The sequence below is a fragment of the Micromonospora desertarenae genome (genome assembly GCF_056150265.1).
Map to the genome: position 1 here is coordinate 353,313 of NZ_JAXCFQ010000004.1, position 20,290 is coordinate 373,602.

Here is a 20,290-nt window from a genome sequence, read left to right on the forward strand (position 1 = left end):
AGTCGGGCGGTCGTCGTAGGGTGGGAGCCATGGGCATGCTCTGCGCGGTCAGCTTCCAGCGGTACGGGCGCCTCTACTACCTCGACCCGGGCGAGCTGAATCCACAGGTGGGCGACAAGGTGCTGGTGCCCACCGACGACGGGCCCGAGGTGGCCGAGTGCGTCTGGGCCGCCCAGTGGGTCACCGAGGACACCGCCGGCTTCGCGAAGCTGGCCGGGCTGGCCCAGGAGGAGGACCTGCGCCGCGACGAGGCGCTGCGCCGCCGCAAGGCCGAGGCGAAGGTCGCCGCCAAGCGGCTGATCCGGGAGCACGGGCTGCCGATGAAGGTGGTGGCCGTGGACCACGTGCTCGGCGGTGGCGAGGGTGGCGGCGAACGGAGCACCATCTACTTCACCGCCCCGCACCGGGTGGACTTCCGGTCGCTGGTCCGTGACCTCGGCGCGACCCTGCACTGCCGGGTCGAGCTGCGCCAACTCTCCGCTCGCGACTCGGCCCGGGTGCAGGGCGGCATCGGCTCCTGCGGTCGGGACCTGTGCTGCGCCACCTTCCTCACCGACTTCGAGCCGGTCACCATCCGGATGGCCAAGGACCAGGACCTACCGCTCAACCCGCTGCGCATCTCCGGGGCGTGCGGCCGGCTCATGTGCTGTTTGAAGTACGAACATCCCTTGTACGCGCGGTTTCAGGAGTCGGCGCCGGCGACCGGCGAGCGGGTCACCACACCGGAGGGCAGCGGTCGGGTGGTCGGGCACAACGTGCCGAGGGACGCGGTGCTCGTGCGGCTCGACGCCGACGGCTCGCGTTCCATGTGCTCCCGCGCCGACGTCTGCGGCTCCCGCCACGCCTACGACAACCGCCACCCCCCAACCCCACCCCCCTCCCCGCCCCTCCCGGGTTGATCATGAGGTTAGCGGCGAAGGTGATCGCCGATGGCGCCGCCAACCTCATGATCAACGGGCCGGTTCCGGGGTCGGGGTGGGGTTGGGGAGGGTGATGGGGGGTTCGGCCAGGCGGGGGGTTAGGGGGTCCTTGGGGGTCAGCCAGGAGGCGGTGGGGGAGGGGTCGGGGTTGACCTGCCAGTGGCGGGCTACGCGGTCCACCGCGATCGGGTAGATGGTGAGGGTTCCGTCGGGGTCGATGCGGAGCCGGAGGAACGCCTTCGCGTCCTCGATGCCCTGACCGGCGAAGAGTTCGTTGACGTTCACCCCGAACGCCCCCGCCACCAGCAGGTACGCCGCCACCAACTGGCTCGCCACCAGCCCGCTCACCGGGCCGTACAGCACCGCCGCGGCGACCACCGGCAGCGGCCACGGCCAGTCGTGGAAGGGCAGCGCCAGCCACCCCCAGGTGCCGGCGGCGGCCAGCCCGACGTGCGCCAACCCGTGGCCGACGCCGAGGATCCAGTGCCGGGCGTGCCGCTTGCCGCCGGAACTGGGCGGCTTGGCGAAGAAGGCCGCGCCGAGCAGCGTCACCAGCAGCATCAGCACCAGCGGCAGGCTGAACAGCCGCTGCTCGGTGCCGGTGCGGTTCTCCACCACCCCCACCATGGCCAGCATCAGCAGCGTGTGCAGGGTGCCGAGCAGGGTGGTGAAGCCGGGGTTGCGCAACGGCAACCGGGGGAAGATGCCCCAGGCGTAGCGCCGGGAGCGGGCCGCGTCCGGGTAGCGGCCGGCCAGGTCGTACGGGCGGCTCGGGCTGGCCCGCCGGGCCAGGGTGTCCCGCGGCGGCACCTCGATCCGCTCCGGGAGCTTGTGGGTCGGGTAGAGGTACGCGCCGCCGCTGCCGCAGGTGACGAGCTGGCGATCCGGGCCGGCGTACCGGGCGTAGTGGTGCAGGTCGCCGGAGATGAGCAGTCGCACCTGCGCCCCGGTCGGCGCCACTATCGTGCGGATGAAGTAGTCGATCGAGTCGTACGCCGTGGGGTGGTCGACGGCCTTGACCCAGGTCGGCGCCGGCACGGCCACGATCACCTTGCTCTGCGGGCCCAGCTTCTCGGCCACCGTGTCGAAGTAGGTCAGCTGCGGGTCGTCCAGGTACGAGCCGGACTGGTCGTCCAGGCCGAGCAGCCACCAGTCGGCGGGCAGTTCGACGGCGAAGTACGAGCGGGACTGCCCGGTCGCCCAGCCGCCGAAGTGCCGGTCCCGGGACCGGACGAAGAGCCGCAGGAAGGCGGTCAGCCCGTCGTACCAGTCGTGGTTGCCGGGCACCGCGAAGAGGGTGGGCTTCTCGGGCGGCGTGCCCGGCAGCGCGGCCTGGTAGGGGCCCTTGCAGCGGTCCTCGTACGCCTCGAAGGCGGCCGACGGGTAGACCTGGTCGCCCCCCATCACCAGGGTCTGCGCCCGGGGCAGCCGGTGCCCGTCCACCTCCAGCTCCGGCTGGGCGAGCAGGTACGCGACCGAGTAGGTGGCGTTGAAGCCGTCGCCCAGGTCGGCCACGTAGTCCAGCCAGAGCCCGCCGTCCGGCCCGACCTGCCGCTCGATCCGGGCCTCCAGCGAGTTCTGCAACTCCCGCTTGTCCAGGTACGCCCCGAAGAGCATCGCCAGCAGCGTACGGATGCCGGTGCTGATCAGCAGGAACGGCGCGAGCCACGGCACCGGCTTGCGTGGGGTGAAGCCCAGCTCCAGCGGGTCGGTCGAGCGTGGCCGGCGGGCGGGCCGCCCGCCGGTCGCCTCGCTGCCGTCGGGGTCGTCCGGGGCGGGCACCGGGGGGTGATCGTCGGTCACCCGCCGCAGCGTAGTCCCGCCCGGCCGGCATCGCTGTCCGGCGAACGTACGGATCGTGCCGGATGTCCGGGTCGCTGGCGTCGGGTGGGCATCCCGTTCGGTCGGGGCGGGTCGGGTGCCGTACACTTGACGATCGTTGCCGCCTTAGCTCAGTCGGCTAGAGCGACGCACTCGTAATGCGTAGGTCGACGGTTCGATTCCGTCAGGCGGCTCGGTACGGAAGCCCAGGTCAACGGCCTGGGCTTCGCCGTTTTCAAGGTCGACAACCGCGCCGCCGTGCCAGTCCGCAAATAGTCCGCATCCCGCGCCGCGACCGCCTCGTCCAGGCGGTTGGCGACCGCATCCGGGTCGGCACCGAACAGGCCCGCGCACACGTCCAGCGTCATCGACGCCGCGAGTCGATGGCTTGAGCTGCACCTGAGCCGCCATCCACTGCGTGGCCCAGGCGCCCACCGACAGCCGCGCCCGAGCCGGGTCGATCCAGTCGCCTCGCGAGATGGCCGCCTTGGTCGCCGTCTCCCACCGCAGTTCCCAGGCATGCCGTTGTTACCCGCCGGCCGGGGCGGTGGCAGCGTCGGTGGTGACGCCAAGGAGGGCCTTGACCCACTCGCGGCGGTCGGCGAGGGTCTTGCCGGACCACTGGCGGAAGATGAGGACGCGCCGGCCGTCGATGCCGAGGGTGTCGCGCTTGTGGACCTTGTTCTTGCAGTTGCCCGGCTTCAACCCGCGCCGGGCCTTCTTCGGCTGGACGCCGTAGAGCAGCCGCTAGTCGGTTCATGAAGGCTCGGTGTGCCAACCACGGTCGTAGATCAGGTCGGGCCTTCCCCCCTAGGGTTGGTTGCCGATACCGTGGCGAGATGTCCAGGCGCATGGCCATCTCGGCAGTCGTCGCTCTGGTGGTCGCCGGCGGTGTTATTGCGTATGTCTGGTGGCAGGACGCCAGATTCACTGAGTGTCAGAGACGAGCCACTACGCTGGGGGCCGCCTCGCTATTGATGGAGCAGCCAAACGGAGTGCAGCCAGACACGCCGTACTCGGGATGCGACGTGGACCGGCTAGTTGCCTACGCAGGCCGCCAGTATCAAGGCGAAGCTAGCGAGCAGGCCATCGTCTCTTTCTACCAACAAATAGCGGAAAGGGATGCGTGGCTGGTGACGCCCTCCGGTGCAGGCGTTGCCAAACTGTGCGCGAGAAAGGACGTTGGCGGTGGCACGGTCTATATGAACCTTTCGTTTCCGTTGCCGGGCACCTTCGATCTGCACATCGCCGATTCGCCCGACTCAGGGGCCCGTTGCTGACGTGTGTGCAAATCGAGGGGGACACGAGCGGTCGATCACCTTTTGAACTGGCGCTCCGGGCCGCCTGGCCGGGCAGTCCGCACCTGGTCCGCAAGGGGCCGACCGACAGCGGGGGAGTGATGGGAGTTGTCGAGAGGCGGCAGCCAAACATCATTCACCCGACCACAGCGCCCCCTCCAGTCGTGACGCGGCTTCCCGCGCGATCTCCGGAGCCACGTGTGCATGGATGTTGAGGGTGGCGCTGATCCGGGAGTGGCCGGGGATCTCCATGATCACCGGGGCCTGCGGGCCGACCGGACCCGTCACCGGAAGCGGGCCACACGTCCACAGCGGCACTGACGGCAGTGACCAGCCCATAACCCTACGGTCGGCTGTTGATCCGTACCGTAGGTCGCGGCGGTGGGATCAGCGGGCCGGCCAGGTTCCACGACTCGTCAGGCATCCATTGCAGGATCAACCGCGCGTCCACAGTAGAGATGGTCTACCGGAGCCGGCCGCCCAACCGCCACCGGAGGCACGCCTTGGGGCGCACTGAACAGCGGCAGGGTCGGAATTTCATGATCGCTGGAGGTGTTGCACCGCCCGTCAACAGCAGTCGCGTGAAGGGCTCTCCCGTGCGTGCCATACAGATCAATCGCTTCGGCGCACCCGACGTTCTCAGTCTCGTCGAGGCTCCCCAGCCTGAACCAGGTTCTGAGGAGGTGGTGATCCGGACAGTCGCGACCAGCATCAATCCGGTCGACGACAAGACGCGGAGGGGCGCCATCGGCGAGGGAACACCCCCGCTGCCGATGACGCTTGGATGGGACCTGGCTGGCATCGTGGTCGACGGCGGCAACAGCGGTCTGCGCGCCGGGGAACGCGTCATCGCGATGTCGCACCAGCTCAGCGCCGGCCGGGGAACCTGGGCCGATCTGGTTGCGCTTCCTGCGCTGGCGGTAGCCCCCGCGCCGGAGGCGGTCAGCCTGGTCGAGGCAGCGACCCTGCCGCTTTCCGGGCTGACGGCGTTGCAGACTCTGGACTGGCTTGCGGTGTCTGCCGGGGAGCGACTGCTGGTCGCCGGTGCCGCAGGCGGAGTTGGAGGGCTGGCACTGCAGATCGCTCGCACACGTGGCGTCGAAGTCGACGCTCTGGTCTCCCGGGACGCGCAGGTCGCCTTCGCCCATGGGCACGGCGCGGGCCTCGTCACCACCGACAGCCGCGATCTACAAGAGCGCAGCTATGACGCCGTCTTCGACACCTTCGGGGCTTTCGTGACCGAGGCTGTGGCTGACGGCGGCCGATATGCGTCGATCGCCACCCAAGCCGGGCCGGTCCCCGACCTGTCCGCACGCGGTGTCCGTACCACCGTTCACCAGGTGCAGGAGGATGGCGCGGGACTGAACGAGCTCGCCAAGCTCGTCGACCGCGGCTCTGTGCACCTGCGTGTGCACTCCACCTTCGGCCTGCACGAGATCCAAGCCGCACACGAACGCTTCCTCCACGGCAGAGTGGCAGGAAAGATCACCGTGACCTTCTGAGACTTCTGATCCTCCGGCGTGCCCCCTGGCCCGAGGGTCAGGGCAAGATGCTCATCCCGGACGGCTCACCCGGCCCCTGATCCCAGACTGGTATCCGCCTCCCGGCTAGTAATCAGCGAAAGATCAACGACAACGCTGGTCAGTGCCGGTACCGCAGGGCGGCGATGTCGCTCGGGCCGCCGGTCGGTCGACCAGCGTTGCCGTTGATTCGGGCTGGGATCTACGCCGGGGTTACGAGACATCCCTTAGTCAGCGACGTGGATGACGACTTTGCCGCGGCGTTTGGCCGTCTCGAGCGCCTCGTAACCTGAGCGCGTCTCAGTGAGGGGCAGCACGCGGTCCAGCACCGGCCTCAGCCGGCCGCTGTCGACGAACTCGGCGATGGACCGCAGCGCGTTCTGGTCGGGCTCGACGATGAAGTACACCCCACGAACGCCATGCCGGGCTGCTTCCTGCTCGTCGGGAGGCGCGGCGAGGGTCACCAGGACACCGCCCGGCTTCAGGACCGACCAGGACCGCGACTGTGTGGCCCCTCCGACGAGATCGACGACCACGTCCACGCCGCCGACGTGATCCTCGAAGCGGTCGTGCGCATAGTCGATGACCTGCTCGGCACCCAGACCCTTGACGAACTCCAGGTCGGCCGCCGCGGCCGTGGCGCTCACGCGAGCACCGAGACCGGCCGCGAGTTGCACCACGAAAATCCCCACGCCGCCGGCGCCGCCCTGCACCAGCACGTGTTGGCCGGCCTGCACGTCGGCGTGGTCCACCAGTGCCTGCCAGGCACTCAGGGCAGCCAGTGGGAGCGCTGCGGCGTGGTCGTGGTCGACGGTGGCGGGTTTGGCCGCCACGACGGCCGCGGGCAGGACGACGTACTCGGCGGCCGCGCCATCGCGAGTGAAAGGGATCAAGCCATAGACGGCCTCCCCTTCGGCGGGGCTCTCCACCCCCGCGCCGGACGCCGCGACGACTCCGGAGAATTCGTGCGACGGGATGATCGGGGTGCGCTCGGGTCCCGTCCCGTCCGAGGTGTGCGTCCAGGTTTCCGGCCAGGTGAGCTCATGGGGTGTCATGGAAGCGGCCTTCACGGCCACCAACACCTCTCCGGGCCCCGGCTCGGGCTGCGGCGCCTCCTCGTACACGAGTTGTTCCGGCCCGCCCCTGGTGTGGGCTCTCACGGCGTGCATCGTGCTCATCCGACGGCTGCTCCCTCCCACCGCATTCGATCAGCCACCGGCCGCCCCTTGGCGATGAACCGCAGGCCAACTCCCGCATTATCCGGCAGTTCGGCAGCCGCCTGCCGGACTTCCGGAGCCCTTGCCCCCTCGGTGCGGAAGCGCGCTGGATCAGGGGCGCTCCAGGGCGGCGGCACGCGGCGGACGTCGGGTGGCGACCGCCGAAGCGTGCACCGGCTGCCGACAGACGTGGCGCCATGTCGATGTGGGTGACAGGTGGCTCGCCGCCTCAGCTCATCCGTCCGCCGCGATTGCCGCGATGGCGGCGTGTGGCCGTTGAGTGCCTTCGCTGGGCCGTTGCAGGCGCTCGACCTCCGCGAAGCCGGCTCGCGCCAGTCGCTCGGAGAACTCGTCGACGGGCCAGCGATAGGCGGTGACCACCTTGTGGTCGAAGGCTTCGACCTCGTCACCCACGAAGAGACCGAGCACCAACCGTCCGGCCGGGGCCATCACCCGCCGGAACTCGGCGAGCTGGCCGTCGAGATCGTCCGGCGGCAGGTGGATCAACGAGCCCCAGGCCAGGATGCCGGCGATGGATCGGTCGGCAACGGCGAGGTTCTCCATCGACCCGAGTTGGTAGCTGCCGCCCGGGTGGGCTGCCCGCGCATGGGCGATGAACTCGGGGACCATGTCGACCCCCGTGGCGTCGGCGCCCAGCGAGCGAAGGTAGTCGGTGATATGGCCGGGCCCGCAGCCCAGATCGAGCACCGTGCCCGGCCGGCCCGCCAGGTGTCGCCCGATGAAGGCGAGGTCGTCGGGGTGTACCTGCTGCCGTGTTCCGAACAGCTCGATGTAGAGCTCCGCGACGGACCCGTATGCCTGCCGGACCTGCTCCAGGTTCACCACGCGACAGTACGGGCTGTCGGAGAGGCGGAGCTGGCCGGGGCCGACGCGACCGGTTTCTCGAGGTCGACCACCCCCTGCTGGTCGATGAGGCTGCCGGCCGGCAGCATGTCCTCATGGCCATCAAGCGCACAGTGCCCAACTTCGCGACCGAGAACATCGCGGAGGCCACCGCCTTCTACGTCGAGGTACTCGGCTTCGAGGTCGTCATGGACATGGGCTGGATCGTCACCCTGAGTGATCGCGCCAACCCGGGAGCCCAGCTGAGTCTCCTGACCCACGACGCCACCGCGCCGGTCGTCCCCGACGTGTCGGTGGAGGTCGATGACGTCGACGCCGCGCATCAGGCCGCCCGGAATGCCGGCGCCGAGATCGTGCACCCGCTCACCGACGAACCATGGGGAGTCCGGCGCTTCTTCGTGCGCGACCCCAACGGCAGGGTCGTCAACGTCCTCACCCACCGGGGCTGATCCACACGGATCGTGGTCATCGTCTCCAGAACAGGAGGTGGGTGACCCCGCTGGGGCTCGGCACGGACTCGAGGTGGAAGCGGTCGAGAAGCTCCGTGTGGCTGTCCCACAGCCGTTCGCCGCGGCCGAGGTCGACGGGCGCGACGGCGATGTGCATGGTGTCGACCAGGTCGGCCTCGATGAACTCGCGGATGGTGGCGACCCCACCACCGAGCCGTACGTCCCGACCGGCGGCGGCTTCCTTGGCCCGGGCCAGCGCCTCCGCCGGACTGGCGTCGAGGAAGTGGAACGTGGTGTCGGACAGGGTGAACGACGGGCGTTCGTGGTGGGTGAGGACGAAGACCGGCGTGTGGAAGGGTGGGTTGTCCCCCCACCACCCCTGCCACTCGTGGTTCTCCCAGGGGCCACGTTGGGGGCCGAACTTGTTCCGGCCCATGATCTCCGCGCCGATGTTGTGGTCGTGGTCGCGGGTCAGAAGGTCGTCCAGGCCGCGAGTGCCGCCGGGTTCGTTGCGGTACACGAAGCTGGCGGTGGCGGCGCGCCAGGAGAACAGCGGGGTGGGGTCGGCGTGGCCGAAGGGCCGCTCCAGGCTCTGCCCCTCACCGGCGCCGAACCCGTCACGCGACACGTTGAAGCACTGCACCCTCAACAGTTGCGACACCGATCCTCCCTCAGGCAATTCCGGTTGCAATCTACAACCGGTTGGACCCTAATACACTGGTTGCATGCCGCAAGCAGTTGGTGCTCGTCGCCTTCCCGTGCCCGAGGGGAAGTCGGGGTGCCCGATCAATCTGACCGCCGAACTGTTGGGCGACCGATGGAGCCTGGTCGTGCTGCGGGACGTCATGTTCGGCGGTCATCGGCACTTCCGCGAGCTGCTCACGCATTCCGTCGAGGGCATCGCGTCGAACATCCTCGCCAGCCGCCTGTCGAAGCTCGTGGACGCGGGCCTGCTCAGCCGACACGACGACCCGAGCCACCGGCAGAAGATCGACTATCGGCTCACCGAGGCGGCCATCGAACTCGTTCCGGTCATGGCACAGCTCGGTGCCTGGGGTTCCCGATGGCTCCCCACGACACCCGAGCTGTCGATCCGCGCCGAACTCCTCGCCGCCGGCGGTCCGAAGATGTGGCAGCGGTTCATGGACGAACTCCGCGCCGTCCACCTCAAGGGCCGCCCGCAACCCGCCGACGGCGTCCTCGCCGAGCTCACCCTGGCCTACGAGCGCGCCGCGGCCGCCGCTGACCTGCCCCGGTAGCGCGGCCGGCATCCGGCCCGGGGCCGGAGGTGGCACCCCGATCCCGCGCCGGAAGTAGTTTCGCCCCCGCTCAGCTGAGCCCGGTCGGTACCAGGAGGTACGCCCGTCTGGCGCGGTCACCGCCCGCGTCGCAGGCGACGGGACAGGCGAAGCCGACGATGAGCCCGTCGTCGTTGATGTCCTCCGCGGACCGCAGGGTCACCGTCGGGGGCAGATCCGGGACCCGCTTGTTCAAGTCGACCATCCGGCCGTCCTGCCAGAGGAACGCGCGCTCGGTGTAGAACCCGTCGCTCGAGGTCCGGGCGATGCCCACGATCTGTCTGGCGTTGTTGACCGCCCGCGCTTCCGAGTAGTTGCCCCCGAGCGTGCCGAGGTCGCGGATGGTGCCGGCGGCCCAGAGGGTCGCGTGCATCTCGCTGCCCGTGTTCTGGGAGATGCCGACCACGTCGCCGACGTCGTTGAGGCCCCGGGCGTACGTGGACTCGGTGCTGCCGCCGAGGGTGCCGAGATCCTCCAGCGCGCCGCCCTTCCAGCGGAACGCGTGCAGGGCGCCGCTCGGCGTGATCGCGCCACCGACAACATGCCCGGCGTCGTTGACGGCGTAGGCGATGCTGTCCGTGCCCCACGGCCCGGCCTGGCCGCCGAACGTGCCCAGGTCGACGATCATGCCGTCGCGCCAGACGACCGCCCGTGTGGGCGAGCCCTGCCGCTCGAACCGGCCGCCGACCACCGTGCCGCTGTCGCTGACGTCGTTCGCGTGGCTGCCACTGCCCGGGCCGTAGCCGGTGCCGAGGTCGCTCAGCGTGCCGTCGGCGTACCGGAAGGCGTGCGGCGGGTCCGTCGCGTTGACGTGGGTCGAGCCGACGACCACACCCAGGTCGTTGATGCCGGTCGCGGAACTGGCGCCGTACGTGCCGCGGTAGATCGCGCCGAGGTCGGTCATCACCCCGGCGGTCCACGCGAACGCGTGGTGGTTGTAGACCCCGTCGATCGTGGAGACTCCCACCACGGTGCCGGTGGCGTTGAGGGCGTACGCGTCACTGCTGGGCGGCGCCGCTCTCGGGACACCGATCGTGCCCAGGTCGATGTAGGTGTAGGTGGGCAGGGCGGTGGCCGCCGTCGCGACGCCGGGTGTGGTCGCCACCCCGGCGACCACCACGGTCAGACAGGCCAGGATTCGCTGTAGCCGACTCATCGGCAGCCCCCTCGTGACGTACTGCGGATGGCTAGATGATCCGGTCGAGCGGCGTCGAAAACCCTTACGTGCTGGTTACCTCACGGCGAGGCGTACGCGGGAGCGTTGGCCCGGCCGGCCCGGTTCCTGGCCGTGGCCGACCCGGAGACCTGGTTGCGGACGGTCGCGATGAACCTGGCCCGGACCCGCGTGATTGCATGACCTGTCGGTGAGCGAGTAACAGTCGCCGAGGACGCATCCGATGTTTCGAACCCCGCAGGTCATCCTGTTCAGCGAGGACGTCGCGCGCGCCGCGAGCCGTCTGGCGCGGTCCGCGCCGGGTGCGCCGAGGTCAGCGCGCACCCCAGCCCAGCGCGCCGGAGGCGACCGGTTCCACAGGGGATTCCCGACCGTCGGCTTGGCTACGATCGGGGGCGGCGGGTCCAGCACACCCGATGGGGGGCCGGATGCGGGTCGATCAATTGTGGCGGTATCCGGTGAAGTCGGTGGGCGGCGAGTCCCTCACCTCCGCCACCGTCGGCGCGTACGGGATCGAGGGTGACCGGGTGATCGCCGTGCGCGACGAGCGGGACGAGGTCACCTGGGCCGGCGCGATCCCGGGGCTCATGCGGGTGCGGGCGGTCACGGTGGGCGAGGGCGTGGCCGAGCTGGTCCTGCCGGACGGCGAGCGGTTCCGCTCCGACGCGCCCGACGCCGGGGCCCGGCTCAGCGCCGCGGTCAACGCCAAGGTCACCCTGGCCGCGCACCGGCCGGACCAGCCGGACGCCGCGCTGCACGTCCTGACCACCACCTCGCTGCGCAGCCTCGACCGGGCGCTGCCGGAGAGCGCGATCGACGTCACCAGGTTCCGGCCCAACCTCGTGCTGGACGGCGTGCCGGGGGCCGGGCACCCCGAGCACGACTGGCTCGGCCGCCGGATGGCGATCGGCGCGCTGCGGTTGCGTTTCACCGGGGGCTGCGACCGGTGCGTGATGATCACCAAGGAGACCCCGACGGTGCCGCACGACCGCGGGGTGCTGCGCTGGGTCGCCCGCGAGTTGGGCAACACCCTCGGCGTGTACGCCGCTGTCGAGTCACCCGGTCAGGTTCGCGTCGGCGACGAGGCCCGCTGGCTCGACTGAGCGCGGGGACGGCCCGCGCCCGGGGGCGCGGGCCGCCACGCCGCCGGGCGGGTCAGCTCGGCGTCGAGCCAGTCGAGCAGCGTGCGGGTGTACTGCTCACTGATGCTGGCCAGATCCTCGCCCCCGCCGAGGATGGGCAGGTGGTCGCAGCCGTCGAGCCGGCAGACGCTCAGCCGCGCCGAGCCGCCGGCGGTGGCGCGCCGCCAGGTGGCGATGCTCGCGTCCACCGGCACCCAGGCGTCGGTGGCGCCGTAGTACAGCAGCACCGGGCAGGTGACCCGGGCGAACACCGGTGCCGGGTCGAAGTCCATGTCGGCCCAGGTGCCGGGCTGGTCGGGCAGCTCGCGGGGCACCCAGGCCAGCGGGAACCAGACCCGGTCGGCGGCCCGGTCGACGGTCCGCTGGGCGGTCTGCCGGTCCAGCCGCCCGCGCAGGTACTCCTCCACCGTGGACCGGAGCCGGCCCAGCTCGGCGAGGTCGGTGTCGGCGTACCCGTGCCGGCGGAGCTGCTCGGCGGTGCCGTAGCGCATCTGGGCGGCGGGGCTGACGCCGCTGCCGGAGACGAGGACCAGGAACGACACCAGGTCGGGATGGCGGGTGGCGGCCAGCGGGGCGGCCCAGGCGCCCTGGCTCCACCCCCACAGCCCGATCGGCGCGTCGCCGACGTGCCGGCGCAGGAGCCGGACCGCCGCGGCCGCGTCGTCGGCCTGCCGCACCAGGGGTACGTCCCGGTCGTTGACGCGCGGGCGGCGGTCGAAGCGCAGCACCGCGACACCGGCGCCGGGCAGCAGCCCGGCCAGGTGGGCGTAGCAGAAGTACGACCGCTGCCCCGCCCCCGCCCCGTGCAGCACGACCACCGCCCCGCGGACCGGGCCGGCCGGCAGGTCGAGCGTGGCCGGCAGCCGTACGCCGTCGACCTCGATGGTCAGCTCCATGGCCGGCAGTCAAGCACGGACGGCGACCCGGCCGGGGACCCGCCGCCCGTGCCGCGGCGGGTCAGCAGTCGTAGTTGTGCTCCCGGAGCAACTGTCGCACCCTGTCGGGGCCGGGACTGTTGCCTCCCCAGCCGTCCACGTCGGTGTCGTTGACCTCCTCGATGTTCCAGTGGTCGCCGCGCAGCGAGTCCGAGTTGTACGCGGGGTGCCGGAGGGTGACCTCGCAACTCGTCGGGTCCGCGTCGGTGTTCACGGTCCACGTGAAGACGTACGCCACGGTGCTCTTGCGTTTCTTGTTCTTCCGCATGGAGGTCTTCGTCTCGGGGGACACCCGCACCGAGTCGAAGCCGGCCTTGCTCAGCTTGTTCGCGTACTCCTTCCCGGCGTCACCGTCGCTGCCGCAACCGGCGAGGGCCACCAGGGCCATCGCGACCGGCACCGCGACCGGGGCGTACTTCCTGCTTCTCACACGGCCTCCTGGCGTAGTGCTGCGAGGGGTCCGCGGGATGGGCCGACCGAGTGCCCGGACCGCGGCGCCATCAAGGTAGGAGGCCCCGGCAACTGACGCGGTCGGCAGCGTCGCCGGACGACCGGCAGGCGGCGCGACGCCGAGCGCCGCCGCGCTCCGGCCACCACCAGCCGAGCGGCGCGGATCGTCGTGACCCCGGATGCCGCTACCCGGAGGTCGATGTCCGCGTGCTCTCCCGGGCCAGCAGGGTGTGCGGTGTCACCACGGTGACCGGGGCCGCGTCCGGGCGGGCGATGCGGGCGACGATGCGGGCCACGGCCTGGCGGGCGAGGAACGCGGGGTCGGCGGCGACGGTGCTGAGCGCCGGCCGCGTCCAGCGCCCCTCCTCGCTGCCCCCGACGCCGATCACCGCGAGGTCCTGCGGAACACGCACACCGGCGTCGGCCGCGGCGCAGAGGGCGCCGATCGCCAGGGCGTCCGAGGCGCAGACGACGGCGTCCGGTCGTCGGCGCTGGCTCAGCAGCGCCCGGGCGGCCCGGTAGCCGTCCGAGCGCTGGTCCGCCGGGACCTGCTGGAGGCGACCGGGGAGCGGGTCCCGGCCGGCGGCGCGGAGCACCTCCGCGTATCCCTGGCGGCCGATCGTGGCGGAGGGCTGGCCCGGTGCGACGCCGATGGCGGCGATCCGCGACCGGCCGGTGGCCACGAGGTGGTCGACGGCGTCCCGGGTGGCGCGGGCGTGGTCGATGCCGACCCGGTCGGCGGACCCGCCGGCGGTGGCCTGGCCGAGCCGGACGACGGGCGGCCCGCCGGTGGGTGGCTCGGCCGGAAGGTCGGTGAGCAGGAGGCAGCCGTCGACCGACAGCGGAGGAGTCGCGACACCCTGGCACTCCGGGTCGACCGGGTCGATGACGACCCGGTAGCCGTGCCGGGCCGCCGCCCGGACGACGGCCCGGGCGAGCACGCCCACCCCGTCGGCCTCCGCCACCGTCAGGGCGAGCACCCGGGTCCGGCCGGTTCGCAGCGTCCGGGCGGCCCGGTTCGGGTGGTAGTCCAGCGCGGCCAGGGCGGCCTCCACCCGGCGCCGCATCCCGTCGCTGACGTGCGGATACCCGTTGACCACGTTGGAGACGGTCTTCACCGAAACCTGGGCCAACCGCGCCACGTCGCGGAGCGTGGTGGACATCGCCTTCCCTCGGTCGCATCCGTGCTACACCATCAAACGCACTTTGATGGTGTACAAGGCTGTTACACCTGTCAAGGCGATACGCTGGTGTCACGTGAGGGGGTGGTGATGAGCGAGGAGGACGTGATCCCGCCCGCCGCCCGCCTGGTCCGGGACTTCGTCAACACCTTCGAGCCGCAGGTCGACGAGGAGAGCCTGACCACCCCCGACCAGCTCCGCGACTGGTTCGCCGGACGGGGGCTCCTCCCCCCGGGCGCCCGGCTGCGGGCGGCCGACCTTGCCGTCGCCCGGGCGGTGCGCGAGGGTCTGCGTGCGGTGCTGCTCGGCCACGCCGGCCATCCCGCCGACCCGGCCGCGCTGAGCCGGCTCGACCAGGCCCTGGCCGAGGTGCCCGTCCGGATGACCTTCACCGAGACCGGCCCCCGCCTCGTCGCCGTCCGCGACGCGGTGTTCGACCAGGCTCTGGCCGCACTGCTGGACGCCGTCCGGCAGTGCGGGGCGGAGCAGAGCTGGGCGAGGTTGAAGGCGTGTGCCCGGGACACCTGCCGCTGGGCCTACTACGACGTCTCCCGGAACCAGGCCCGCCGCTGGTGCTCCATGGCCGGCTGCGGCAACTACGTCAAGATGCGCCGGGCGTACGCCGTCCGACGGCGCAGGGCGACCGCCGGACCGGACACGCCGTAACCACCGGCGGCTCGGCGGGTCAGGTCGCCTGCTCGGGCAGGTCGCGCAGCCGCCGGACGGGGGAGAAGAGCACCCAGAGCACCCCGGTCAGCGCGCCCGCGGTGGCGATCCAGAGCGCCTCGCGTACCCCGAGGGCGGTGCCGAGCGCGCCGCCGATGAGCGCGCCGATCGGCCGGATCCCGTAGTTGACGGTGCGCCGGGCCCCGGTCACCCGGGCCAGCATCGCGTCCGGGGTGAGCGCGGTCTGCACCGAACCGGAGACGATGTCGAGCAGCATCACCCCGACGGCGCAGAGGAACTCCGCGGTGAAGAGCATGCCGAGCACCAGCGGCGTGGGCCCGCCGGCGAGCGGCACGAGCAGCAGCGGCGCGGGGAAGAGCACGAAGCTGGCCACCAGCGTCGGCCCGATGCCGAAGCGCCGGGTCAGCCGCCCGGTGACGGCCGCCCCGCACAGCCCGCCGACCGCGCCGGCACCGAGCACCAGGCCGAGCATGCCCGGCGCCAGGCCCAGCTCCTGGGTGGCGTAGAGCACGAAGAGCGCGGCGAACATGAAGTTGAACAGGTTCACCGTGGTGGTGCCGAGCAGGATCGCGCGCATCATCGGCGCCCGGGCGAGGAACCCCAGCCCGGCGCCGATCCCCAGGCCGCCGCCGCGCGCCGGCGCCGGCTCCGTCGGCCGGATCCGCGCCAGGAAGTACGCGGACACGACGTACGACAGCGCGTCGGCGAGCAGGGCGATCGGCGCGGTGAGCACCTGCACCAGCACGCCGCCGATGCTCGGCCCGGCGACCAGGGACATCGCCCGGCTGCCGTTGATCAGCGTGTTCGCGTCGACGTAGTCGCGTCGCTGCACCAGGGACACGAAGAGCGGCCCGCGGGCCACCTCGAAGAGCACGGCGAGGGTGCCGACGCCGAAGGCGACGAGGTAGAGCTGCGGCAGGGCGAGCAGGTCGAGCAGGTACGCCGCCGGCACCGTGGCGAGCAGTAGGGCCCGGCCGAGGTCGGTGAGGATCATGACCCGCCGCTTGTGCGGGTAGCGGTCGACCCAGGCGCCGGCGAGCAGCGAGAAGAGCAGGTTCGGGGCGAGCAGGGCGGCGGTGAGGTAGCCCATCTCGGCGGGCCCGGCGCCGGTGCCGAGCACGGCCAGCAGCGGCAGCGCCAGGGTGGAGATCTCGTCCCCGAAGTAGGACACGGTCTGCGCCGACCAGTAGCGGCGGAACGCCCGCTCGCGCAGCAGCCGGGGCAACCGGCGGTGCCGGGCCGGGCCGGCGGGCGGGGCGGTGGCCGGGGCGGCCGTGCCGCTCACCGCGGGCCGCCGTCGTCGCCCCGCTCGGTCGGGTCGGTGGCGGCGGCCGGCTCTCGCCCGGTCCGCTCGGGACCGCGCCGGGTTGAGGCCGGCGCTGAACCCGGCCCGGCTGAGGCCGCTGCCGGCTCGGCGGTGGTCGGTTCCCGCTCGGCGGCGGCCGGTTCCCGCTCGGCGGCGGCCGGTTCCCGCTCGGCGGGGGCCGGTGCCGGCTCGGCGGTGGTCGGTTCCGGTCCGGCGGGGGCCGGCTCGGGCAGCAGGGCGAGATGGATCAGGCTGACCTTGCGGCTGCCGGGGGGACGCCGGGTCGGGTCGGTGATCCGGTCCTCGTACTCGGCGAGCAGGGCGTCGATCCGGCCGGTCAGCTCGCCCAGCTCGTCGGGGGTGAGGTGCAGCGTCAGGTCGCTGAACCCGGTGACCGCCCGCCAGGCCGCCGGCTCGCCCGCCCGCCGGGCGAGGTACTCCTCGGCGCGCCGGGTGTACTGGGCCAGCTGGGTGGCCGTCAGCTCGTCGGTGGCGGCGCGCAGCACCGGGTCGTCGGAGGCGTCGTCCCACGAGGTGACCATCGCGGTGGCCCGCCAGGGGCGCTCCCGGGCGTCGGCACCGGGCACCCGCTCGGCGAGCCCGTACTTGGCCAGCTGGCGCAGGTGGAACGAGCAGTTCGGCACGCTTTCGCCGAGCCGGGCGGCGGCCTGGGTGGCAGTCATCGGGCCGTGCTGACGGAGCAGGCCGACGAGGCTCATCCGCAGCGGGTGGGCGTACCCCCGCAGGGCGGTCGGGTCGGAGAGCTTCACCCGGGACAGCGACATACGCTAAAGCTATCTTTATAAAGATATCTTTAGCAAGTGTCGACGCGACAGTCCGCAGCACCGGAATCAGCGGCCGGACCGTCCGCGCCGGCGCGGACGGCCGCGCTACCGGGTCAGGTGTAGATGGTGTTGACGTAGTCCGGGCCGTAGTGGCGTTCCAGGTCGGCGAGGTCCGCCGCCGGGTACTCCACCTCCTTGACCAGCCGGGCGCGGGACGGCAGCGCGTCCGGCTGCCAGCTCTCCGGCCGCCACAGCTCGGAGCGGAGGAACGCCTTGGCGCAGTGGTAGAAGATCTGCTCGATCTGCACCACCACGGCGAGCACCGGCCGGTGCCCCTTGACCACCATGTCGTCGAACCAGGGCGCGTCGCGGACCAGCCGGGCCCGCCCGTTGATCCGCAGCGAGTCGGTCCGGCCGGGGATCAGGAAGATCAGCCCGACGTGCGGGTTCTCCAGGATGTTGCGGTAGCCGTCCGCCCGCCGGTTGCCCGGCCGCTCCGGGATGGCGACGGTCCGGTCGTCCAGCACCAGGGTGAACCCGGGCGGGTCGCCCTTCGGCGAGACGTCGCAACTGCCGTCCGCGCCGGCCGTGGCGACCAGGCAGAACGGCGACGCCGCCAGCCACTGCCGGTCGCGCTCGTGCAGGCTGGTCCGCTCCTTGGCCGCCGCCCGCGCGGTCGGCGTGCCGAGCAGCTCGCGCAGCTCCTCCGCCGAAGTGATCTCCACCGTCACGTCGTCCTCCCCCGTCCGTTGATCTCGGTGACGACCCGCCCCGGCGCGCCGTCGGCTACAGCCTAGGCAGCACGGTCCGGCGCGAGGTTTGCCCCGCGGTGTCGGGGGTACCGCGTGACCACACTCGCCGGAGAACAGTGGAGGCCCGGAGATGGAGAGCCGACTCAAGGTGCTGGGCCACCCCGTGCACCCGATGCTGGTCATGTTTCCGGTCGCCCTGCTGGTCACCGCCGTCCTCTTCGACGTGATCGACACCGTCGGCGGCCCGGACTTCCTCGGCGAGGTGGCGTACTGGAACATCGCCGTCGGCCTGATCGGCGGCCTGCTCGCCGCGGCGGCCGGCGCGTTCGACCTGCTGGCGATCCCCACCGGGACGCGGGCCAAGCGGGTCGCGCTCACCCACGCCGCCGCCAACGTCGCGGTGATCCTGCTCTTCGCCGCGATCTGGGTGGTCCGGCTCAACGCCGATTCCCGGGCCGCCGGCGGCGCGCTGATCGCGATCGAGGTGGTCGCCGTGGCGATCCTCGGCATCAGCGCCTGGCTCGGCGGCGAACTGGTCGACCGGCTCGGCGTCGGCGTGGACCGGGACGCGGGCCTGAACGCGCCCAGCTCGCTGCGGTCCCCGACGCCCACCCGGGTCGGCGAGGCGCGATGAGCCGGCGCGACGGACGGATCAGCAGGGACGGCGTGACCGGGTCGAAGGCCCGGGCGGAGCGAGGGGAGGCGCTGGCATGAGCGAGCGTGAGCGAGCGAATCATCGGTGCGGCGCGGTGGTGCCTCATGGCGGCCCGGAGCGAAGCGGAGTGCCGGCATGAGTGAACAGGGCGGAGGGTTCGGCCGGGGCTGGCGGGGCCGGCAGCAGGGCTGGGACCCGATGGGCGAGTTGCAGTCGCTCCGTTCCGAGCTGCGGCGGCTGGTCGGTGGCCGGTCCGGCCCGCCGGAGGTCGAGCTGGCCGAGACCGCCGACGGCTGGGAGGTCGTCGTCCGGCTGCCCGGGGTGGCGCCGGAGGAGGTGGCCGTGGAGCTGGACGACCGGGAACTCTGCGTCCGCGCCCGCACCGAGGCCGAGGTCAACGCCGACCACGGCATCCCCGGCGGCTTCGAGACCCGCGGTTTCGAGTACCGCGTCGACCTGCCCTCCCGGGTGGACCCGGACGCCATCGACGCGGTGATGGACCACGGCCTGCTCCGGGTGCGGCTGCCCCGGGCCGCCCGGCCCGCGCCGCGCACCATCACCGTCGGCCGCACCGGCTTCCGCGCCGACAGCGAGGGTACGCCGATCGACCCGGCCGCGGACCGGGAGCTGCACCACCCGGACACCGCCGCCGGCGGGCTCGACCGGCCGTAACGGGGCCGCGTGGTCACCCCGGCCCTGCTCGGCGCACCCGCCGAGCCCGTGCCCGACGTCGAGCGGATCGCCGTGCTGCGGGCCAACGCGCTCGGCGACTTCATCTTCGTGCTGCCGGCGCTGGACGCGTTGCGGTCCGCGTACCCCGAGGCGGAGATCGTGCTGCTCGGCGCGCCGTGGCACGCGAAGCTCTGGCGCGACCGGCCCGGCCCGGTGGACCGGGTGCTGGTGGTACCCGCGGCCCCCGGGATCCGGGGCCCCGACCCGGGCGAGCCGGCATCCGGGATGGCGGACTTCCTGACCGCGGCCCGCAAGGAGCGCTTCGACCTGGCGTTGCAGGTGCACGGTGGCGGCGGCAACTCCAACCCGCTGGTCAGCCGGCTCGGCGCCCGGGTCACCGCCGGACTGCGGACCGAGGACGCGCCGCCGCTGGACCGCTGGATCCGCTACGTCTACTACCAGCACGAGGTGATCCGCTACCTGGAGGTGGCCGCGCTGGTCGGCGCGCCGGCCACCACCATTGTGCCGACGCTGGCGGTCACCGACGCGGACCGGGCCGAGGCGGCCGAGGTGCTCGGCCCGCCGGAGCGGCCCCGGGTGGCGCTGCACCCGGGCGCCACCGACACCCGCCGGCGCTGGCCGGCCGAGCGGTTCGCCGAGGTCGCCCGCGAACTGGTCGGCGACGGGTACGAGGTGCTGGTCACCGGGACCGCCGCCGAGCAGGACGTGGTGGACCGGGTGGTGGCGGCGGCCGGGGTGCCGCTGCGACCGCAGGTGGGCACGCTCAGCCTGGGCGGGCTGGCCGGCTGCTACGCCGGTTGCGAGCTGGTCGTGTCGAACGACACCGGACCGCTGCACCTGGCCGCCGCGGTGGGCACCGCGACGGTCGGCGTCTTCTGGGTCGGCAACCTGATCAACGTGGCGCACCCGCTGCGCGGCCGGCACCGCCCGATCAGCTCCTGGACGGTGCACTGCCCGGTCTGCGGGGTGGACTGCACGCCCGGCATCTACCCGCACCGCCCCGGCGACGGCGAGTGCCCGCACCGGGACTCGTTCGTCACCGACGTGCCGGTGGTCGAGGTGCTGGAGGCGGCCCGGGAACTGCTCCGCCCCGAGCCCGGCGCACCCTGAGCGGCCCGGCACCGCCGTGGCCGCGGGTCAGCG

At 72.3% G+C, this 20,290-nt stretch carries 21 protein-coding genes, 1 tRNA gene and 1 pseudogene; 11 read left to right on the forward strand and 12 right to left on the reverse strand.

What is annotated here, in order from left to right:
- Nucleotides 1-29: 29 nt before the first annotated feature.
- The gene (locus tag SM577_RS10375) at nucleotides 30-899 is read left to right on the forward strand and encodes a PSP1 domain-containing protein (protein ID WP_474586777.1); all 870 of its coding nucleotides are present in this window, start codon (nucleotides 30-32) and stop codon (nucleotides 897-899) included.
- A gap of 51 nt (nucleotides 900-950) precedes the next feature.
- Here the strand turns inward: SM577_RS10375 and SM577_RS10380 are convergent, their stop codons facing one another.
- Entirely contained in the window at nucleotides 951-2,723 is a 1,773-nt protein-coding gene (locus SM577_RS10380; protein WP_474586778.1) for a metallophosphoesterase family protein, read from the reverse strand.
- Nucleotides 2,724-2,861: 138 nt separating this feature from the next.
- Between SM577_RS10380 and SM577_RS10385 the strand changes: the two genes are divergently transcribed.
- Nucleotides 2,862-2,935 (forward strand) — tRNA-Thr (locus SM577_RS10385).
- 367 nt (nucleotides 2,936-3,302) lie between these two features.
- Here SM577_RS10385 and SM577_RS10390 read toward each other — a convergent pair.
- Nucleotides 3,303-3,485: pseudogene (locus SM577_RS10390) on the reverse strand (replication initiator); the annotation flags it as partial.
- 95 nt (nucleotides 3,486-3,580) lie between these two features.
- Between SM577_RS10390 and SM577_RS10395 the strand changes: the two are divergent.
- The gene (locus tag SM577_RS10395) at nucleotides 3,581-4,021 is read left to right on the forward strand and encodes a hypothetical protein (RefSeq protein ID WP_474586779.1); all 441 of its coding nucleotides are present in this window, start codon (nucleotides 3,581-3,583) and stop codon (nucleotides 4,019-4,021) included.
- Nucleotides 4,022-4,635: 614 nt separating this feature from the next.
- Nucleotides 4,636-5,541: an NADP-dependent oxidoreductase gene (locus SM577_RS10400; RefSeq protein ID WP_474586780.1), complete on the forward strand. Its 906-nt coding sequence runs from the start codon at nucleotides 4,636-4,638 to the stop codon at nucleotides 5,539-5,541.
- 245 nt (nucleotides 5,542-5,786) lie between these two features.
- Here the strand turns inward: SM577_RS10400 and SM577_RS10405 are convergent, their stop codons facing one another.
- A complete protein-coding gene (locus SM577_RS10405; RefSeq protein WP_474586781.1) occupies nucleotides 5,787-6,737 on the reverse strand; it encodes an NADP-dependent oxidoreductase in 951 nt (316 codons plus the stop codon).
- Between the two features lie 273 nt (nucleotides 6,738-7,010).
- Nucleotides 7,011-7,619 carry a class I SAM-dependent methyltransferase gene (locus tag SM577_RS10410; RefSeq protein WP_474586782.1) on the reverse strand — a complete coding sequence of 203 codons (609 nt, stop codon included), beginning with the start codon at nucleotides 7,617-7,619 and terminating at the stop codon, nucleotides 7,011-7,013.
- 116 nt (nucleotides 7,620-7,735) lie between these two features.
- Between SM577_RS10410 and SM577_RS10415 the strand changes: the two genes are divergently transcribed.
- On the forward strand, nucleotides 7,736-8,089 hold the full coding sequence (locus tag SM577_RS10415; protein ID WP_302918572.1) for a DUF6894 family protein: 354 nt from the start codon (nucleotides 7,736-7,738) through the stop codon (nucleotides 8,087-8,089).
- Nucleotides 8,090-8,105: 16 nt separating this feature from the next.
- Here the strand turns inward: SM577_RS10415 and SM577_RS10420 are convergent, their stop codons facing one another.
- A complete protein-coding gene (locus SM577_RS10420) occupies nucleotides 8,106-8,750 on the reverse strand; it encodes a dihydrofolate reductase family protein (RefSeq protein WP_474586783.1) in 645 nt (214 codons plus the stop codon).
- A 64-nt stretch (nucleotides 8,751-8,814) separates the two neighbouring features.
- Between SM577_RS10420 and SM577_RS10425 the strand changes: the two genes are divergently transcribed.
- Nucleotides 8,815-9,348 carry a winged helix-turn-helix transcriptional regulator gene (locus SM577_RS10425; protein ID WP_474582219.1) on the forward strand — a complete coding sequence of 178 codons (534 nt, stop codon included), beginning with the start codon at nucleotides 8,815-8,817 and terminating at the stop codon, nucleotides 9,346-9,348.
- Between the two features lie 70 nt (nucleotides 9,349-9,418).
- Here the strand turns inward: SM577_RS10425 and SM577_RS10430 are convergent, their stop codons facing one another.
- Entirely contained in the window at nucleotides 9,419-10,543 is a 1,125-nt protein-coding gene (locus tag SM577_RS10430) for a hypothetical protein (protein WP_474586784.1), read from the reverse strand.
- Between the two features lie 446 nt (nucleotides 10,544-10,989).
- Between SM577_RS10430 and SM577_RS10435 the strand changes: the two genes are divergently transcribed.
- A complete protein-coding gene (locus tag SM577_RS10435; protein WP_474586785.1) occupies nucleotides 10,990-11,664 on the forward strand; it encodes an MOSC domain-containing protein in 675 nt (224 codons plus the stop codon).
- Here SM577_RS10435 and SM577_RS10440 read toward each other — a convergent pair.
- The 3 genes from SM577_RS10440 to SM577_RS10450 all read right to left on the reverse strand — a co-directional run bounded on the left by SM577_RS10440 (nucleotide 11,625) and on the right by SM577_RS10450 (nucleotide 14,251).
- Nucleotides 11,625-12,599 carry an alpha/beta hydrolase family protein gene (locus SM577_RS10440; RefSeq protein WP_474586786.1) on the reverse strand — a complete coding sequence of 325 codons (975 nt, stop codon included), beginning with the start codon at nucleotides 12,597-12,599 and terminating at the stop codon, nucleotides 11,625-11,627. The two genes, SM577_RS10435 and SM577_RS10440, sit on opposite strands and share 40 nt — an antisense overlap.
- Nucleotides 12,600-12,660: 61 nt before the next feature.
- The gene (locus SM577_RS10445; RefSeq protein WP_302918567.1) at nucleotides 12,661-13,068 is read right to left on the reverse strand and encodes a hypothetical protein; all 408 of its coding nucleotides are present in this window, start codon (nucleotides 13,066-13,068) and stop codon (nucleotides 12,661-12,663) included.
- Between the two features lie 205 nt (nucleotides 13,069-13,273).
- The gene (locus SM577_RS10450) at nucleotides 13,274-14,251 is read right to left on the reverse strand and encodes a LacI family DNA-binding transcriptional regulator (protein ID WP_474586787.1); all 978 of its coding nucleotides are present in this window, start codon (nucleotides 14,249-14,251) and stop codon (nucleotides 13,274-13,276) included.
- 108 nt (nucleotides 14,252-14,359) lie between these two features.
- Here SM577_RS10450 and SM577_RS10455 point away from each other — a divergent pair, with 108 nt between their 5' ends.
- The gene (locus SM577_RS10455; protein WP_474586788.1) at nucleotides 14,360-14,935 is read left to right on the forward strand and encodes a CGNR zinc finger domain-containing protein; all 576 of its coding nucleotides are present in this window, start codon (nucleotides 14,360-14,362) and stop codon (nucleotides 14,933-14,935) included.
- 19 nt (nucleotides 14,936-14,954) lie between these two features.
- On the opposite strand, the gene SM577_RS10460 is transcribed toward SM577_RS10455, so the two are convergent.
- From SM577_RS10460 to SM577_RS10470, 3 genes are all read right to left on the reverse strand, one after another.
- A complete protein-coding gene (locus tag SM577_RS10460) occupies nucleotides 14,955-16,241 on the reverse strand; it encodes an MFS transporter (protein WP_474586789.1) in 1,287 nt (428 codons plus the stop codon).
- Nucleotides 16,238-17,047 carry a winged helix-turn-helix domain-containing protein gene (locus SM577_RS10465; RefSeq protein WP_474582223.1) on the reverse strand — a complete coding sequence of 270 codons (810 nt, stop codon included), beginning with the start codon at nucleotides 17,045-17,047 and terminating at the stop codon, nucleotides 16,238-16,240. The genes SM577_RS10460 and SM577_RS10465 overlap by 4 nt, the downstream gene beginning before the upstream one ends.
- A 113-nt stretch (nucleotides 17,048-17,160) precedes the next feature.
- Nucleotides 17,161-17,778: a pyridoxamine 5'-phosphate oxidase family protein gene (locus SM577_RS10470; RefSeq protein WP_302918564.1), complete on the reverse strand. Its 618-nt coding sequence runs from the start codon at nucleotides 17,776-17,778 to the stop codon at nucleotides 17,161-17,163.
- 151 nt (nucleotides 17,779-17,929) lie between these two features.
- Here SM577_RS10470 and SM577_RS10475 point away from each other — a divergent pair, with 151 nt between their 5' ends.
- The 3 genes from SM577_RS10475 to SM577_RS10485 all read left to right on the forward strand — a co-directional run bounded on the left by SM577_RS10475 (nucleotide 17,930) and on the right by SM577_RS10485 (nucleotide 20,257).
- A complete protein-coding gene (locus tag SM577_RS10475; RefSeq protein ID WP_474582224.1) occupies nucleotides 17,930-18,433 on the forward strand; it encodes a DUF2231 domain-containing protein in 504 nt (167 codons plus the stop codon).
- 156 nt (nucleotides 18,434-18,589) lie between these two features.
- The gene (locus SM577_RS10480) at nucleotides 18,590-19,126 is read left to right on the forward strand and encodes an Hsp20/alpha crystallin family protein (protein WP_474586790.1); all 537 of its coding nucleotides are present in this window, start codon (nucleotides 18,590-18,592) and stop codon (nucleotides 19,124-19,126) included.
- 9 nt (nucleotides 19,127-19,135) lie between these two features.
- Complete coding sequence (locus SM577_RS10485) at nucleotides 19,136-20,257, forward strand: glycosyltransferase family 9 protein (RefSeq protein WP_474586791.1); 1,122 nt, start codon at nucleotides 19,136-19,138, stop codon at nucleotides 20,255-20,257.
- The last annotated feature ends 33 nt before the right edge of the window (nucleotides 20,258-20,290 follow it).

Excerpts from the sequence above, each read along its gene's own strand:
- SM577_RS10475 (WP_474582224.1), top strand. The coding sequence starts at position 17,930 with ATGGAGAGCCGACTCAAGGTGCTGGGCCACCCCGTGCACCCGATGCTG.
- SM577_RS10455 (WP_474586788.1), top strand. The coding sequence starts at position 14,360 with ATGAGCGAGGAGGACGTGATCCCGCCCGCCGCCCGCCTGGTCCGGGAC.
- SM577_RS10375 (WP_474586777.1), top strand. The coding sequence starts at position 30 with ATGGGCATGCTCTGCGCGGTCAGCTTCCAGCGGTACGGGCGCCTCTAC.
- SM577_RS10465 (WP_474582223.1), bottom strand. The coding sequence starts at position 17,047 with ATGTCGCTGTCCCGGGTGAAGCTCTCCGACCCGACCGCCCTGCGGGGG.
- SM577_RS10450 (WP_474586787.1), bottom strand. The coding sequence starts at position 14,251 with ATGTCCACCACGCTCCGCGACGTGGCGCGGTTGGCCCAGGTTTCGGTG.
- SM577_RS10425 (WP_474582219.1), top strand. The coding sequence starts at position 8,815 with ATGCCGCAAGCAGTTGGTGCTCGTCGCCTTCCCGTGCCCGAGGGGAAG.
- SM577_RS10405 (WP_474586781.1), bottom strand. The coding sequence starts at position 6,737 with ATGAGCACGATGCACGCCGTGAGAGCCCACACCAGGGGCGGGCCGGAA.
- SM577_RS10435 (WP_474586785.1), top strand. The coding sequence starts at position 10,990 with ATGCGGGTCGATCAATTGTGGCGGTATCCGGTGAAGTCGGTGGGCGGC.
- SM577_RS10430 (WP_474586784.1), bottom strand. The coding sequence starts at position 10,543 with ATGAGTCGGCTACAGCGAATCCTGGCCTGTCTGACCGTGGTGGTCGCC.
- SM577_RS10440 (WP_474586786.1), bottom strand. The coding sequence starts at position 12,599 with ATGGAGCTGACCATCGAGGTCGACGGCGTACGGCTGCCGGCCACGCTC.
- SM577_RS10480 (WP_474586790.1), top strand. The coding sequence starts at position 18,590 with ATGAGTGAACAGGGCGGAGGGTTCGGCCGGGGCTGGCGGGGCCGGCAG.
- SM577_RS10395 (WP_474586779.1), top strand. The coding sequence starts at position 3,581 with ATGTCCAGGCGCATGGCCATCTCGGCAGTCGTCGCTCTGGTGGTCGCC.
- SM577_RS10415 (WP_302918572.1), top strand. The coding sequence starts at position 7,736 with ATGGCCATCAAGCGCACAGTGCCCAACTTCGCGACCGAGAACATCGCG.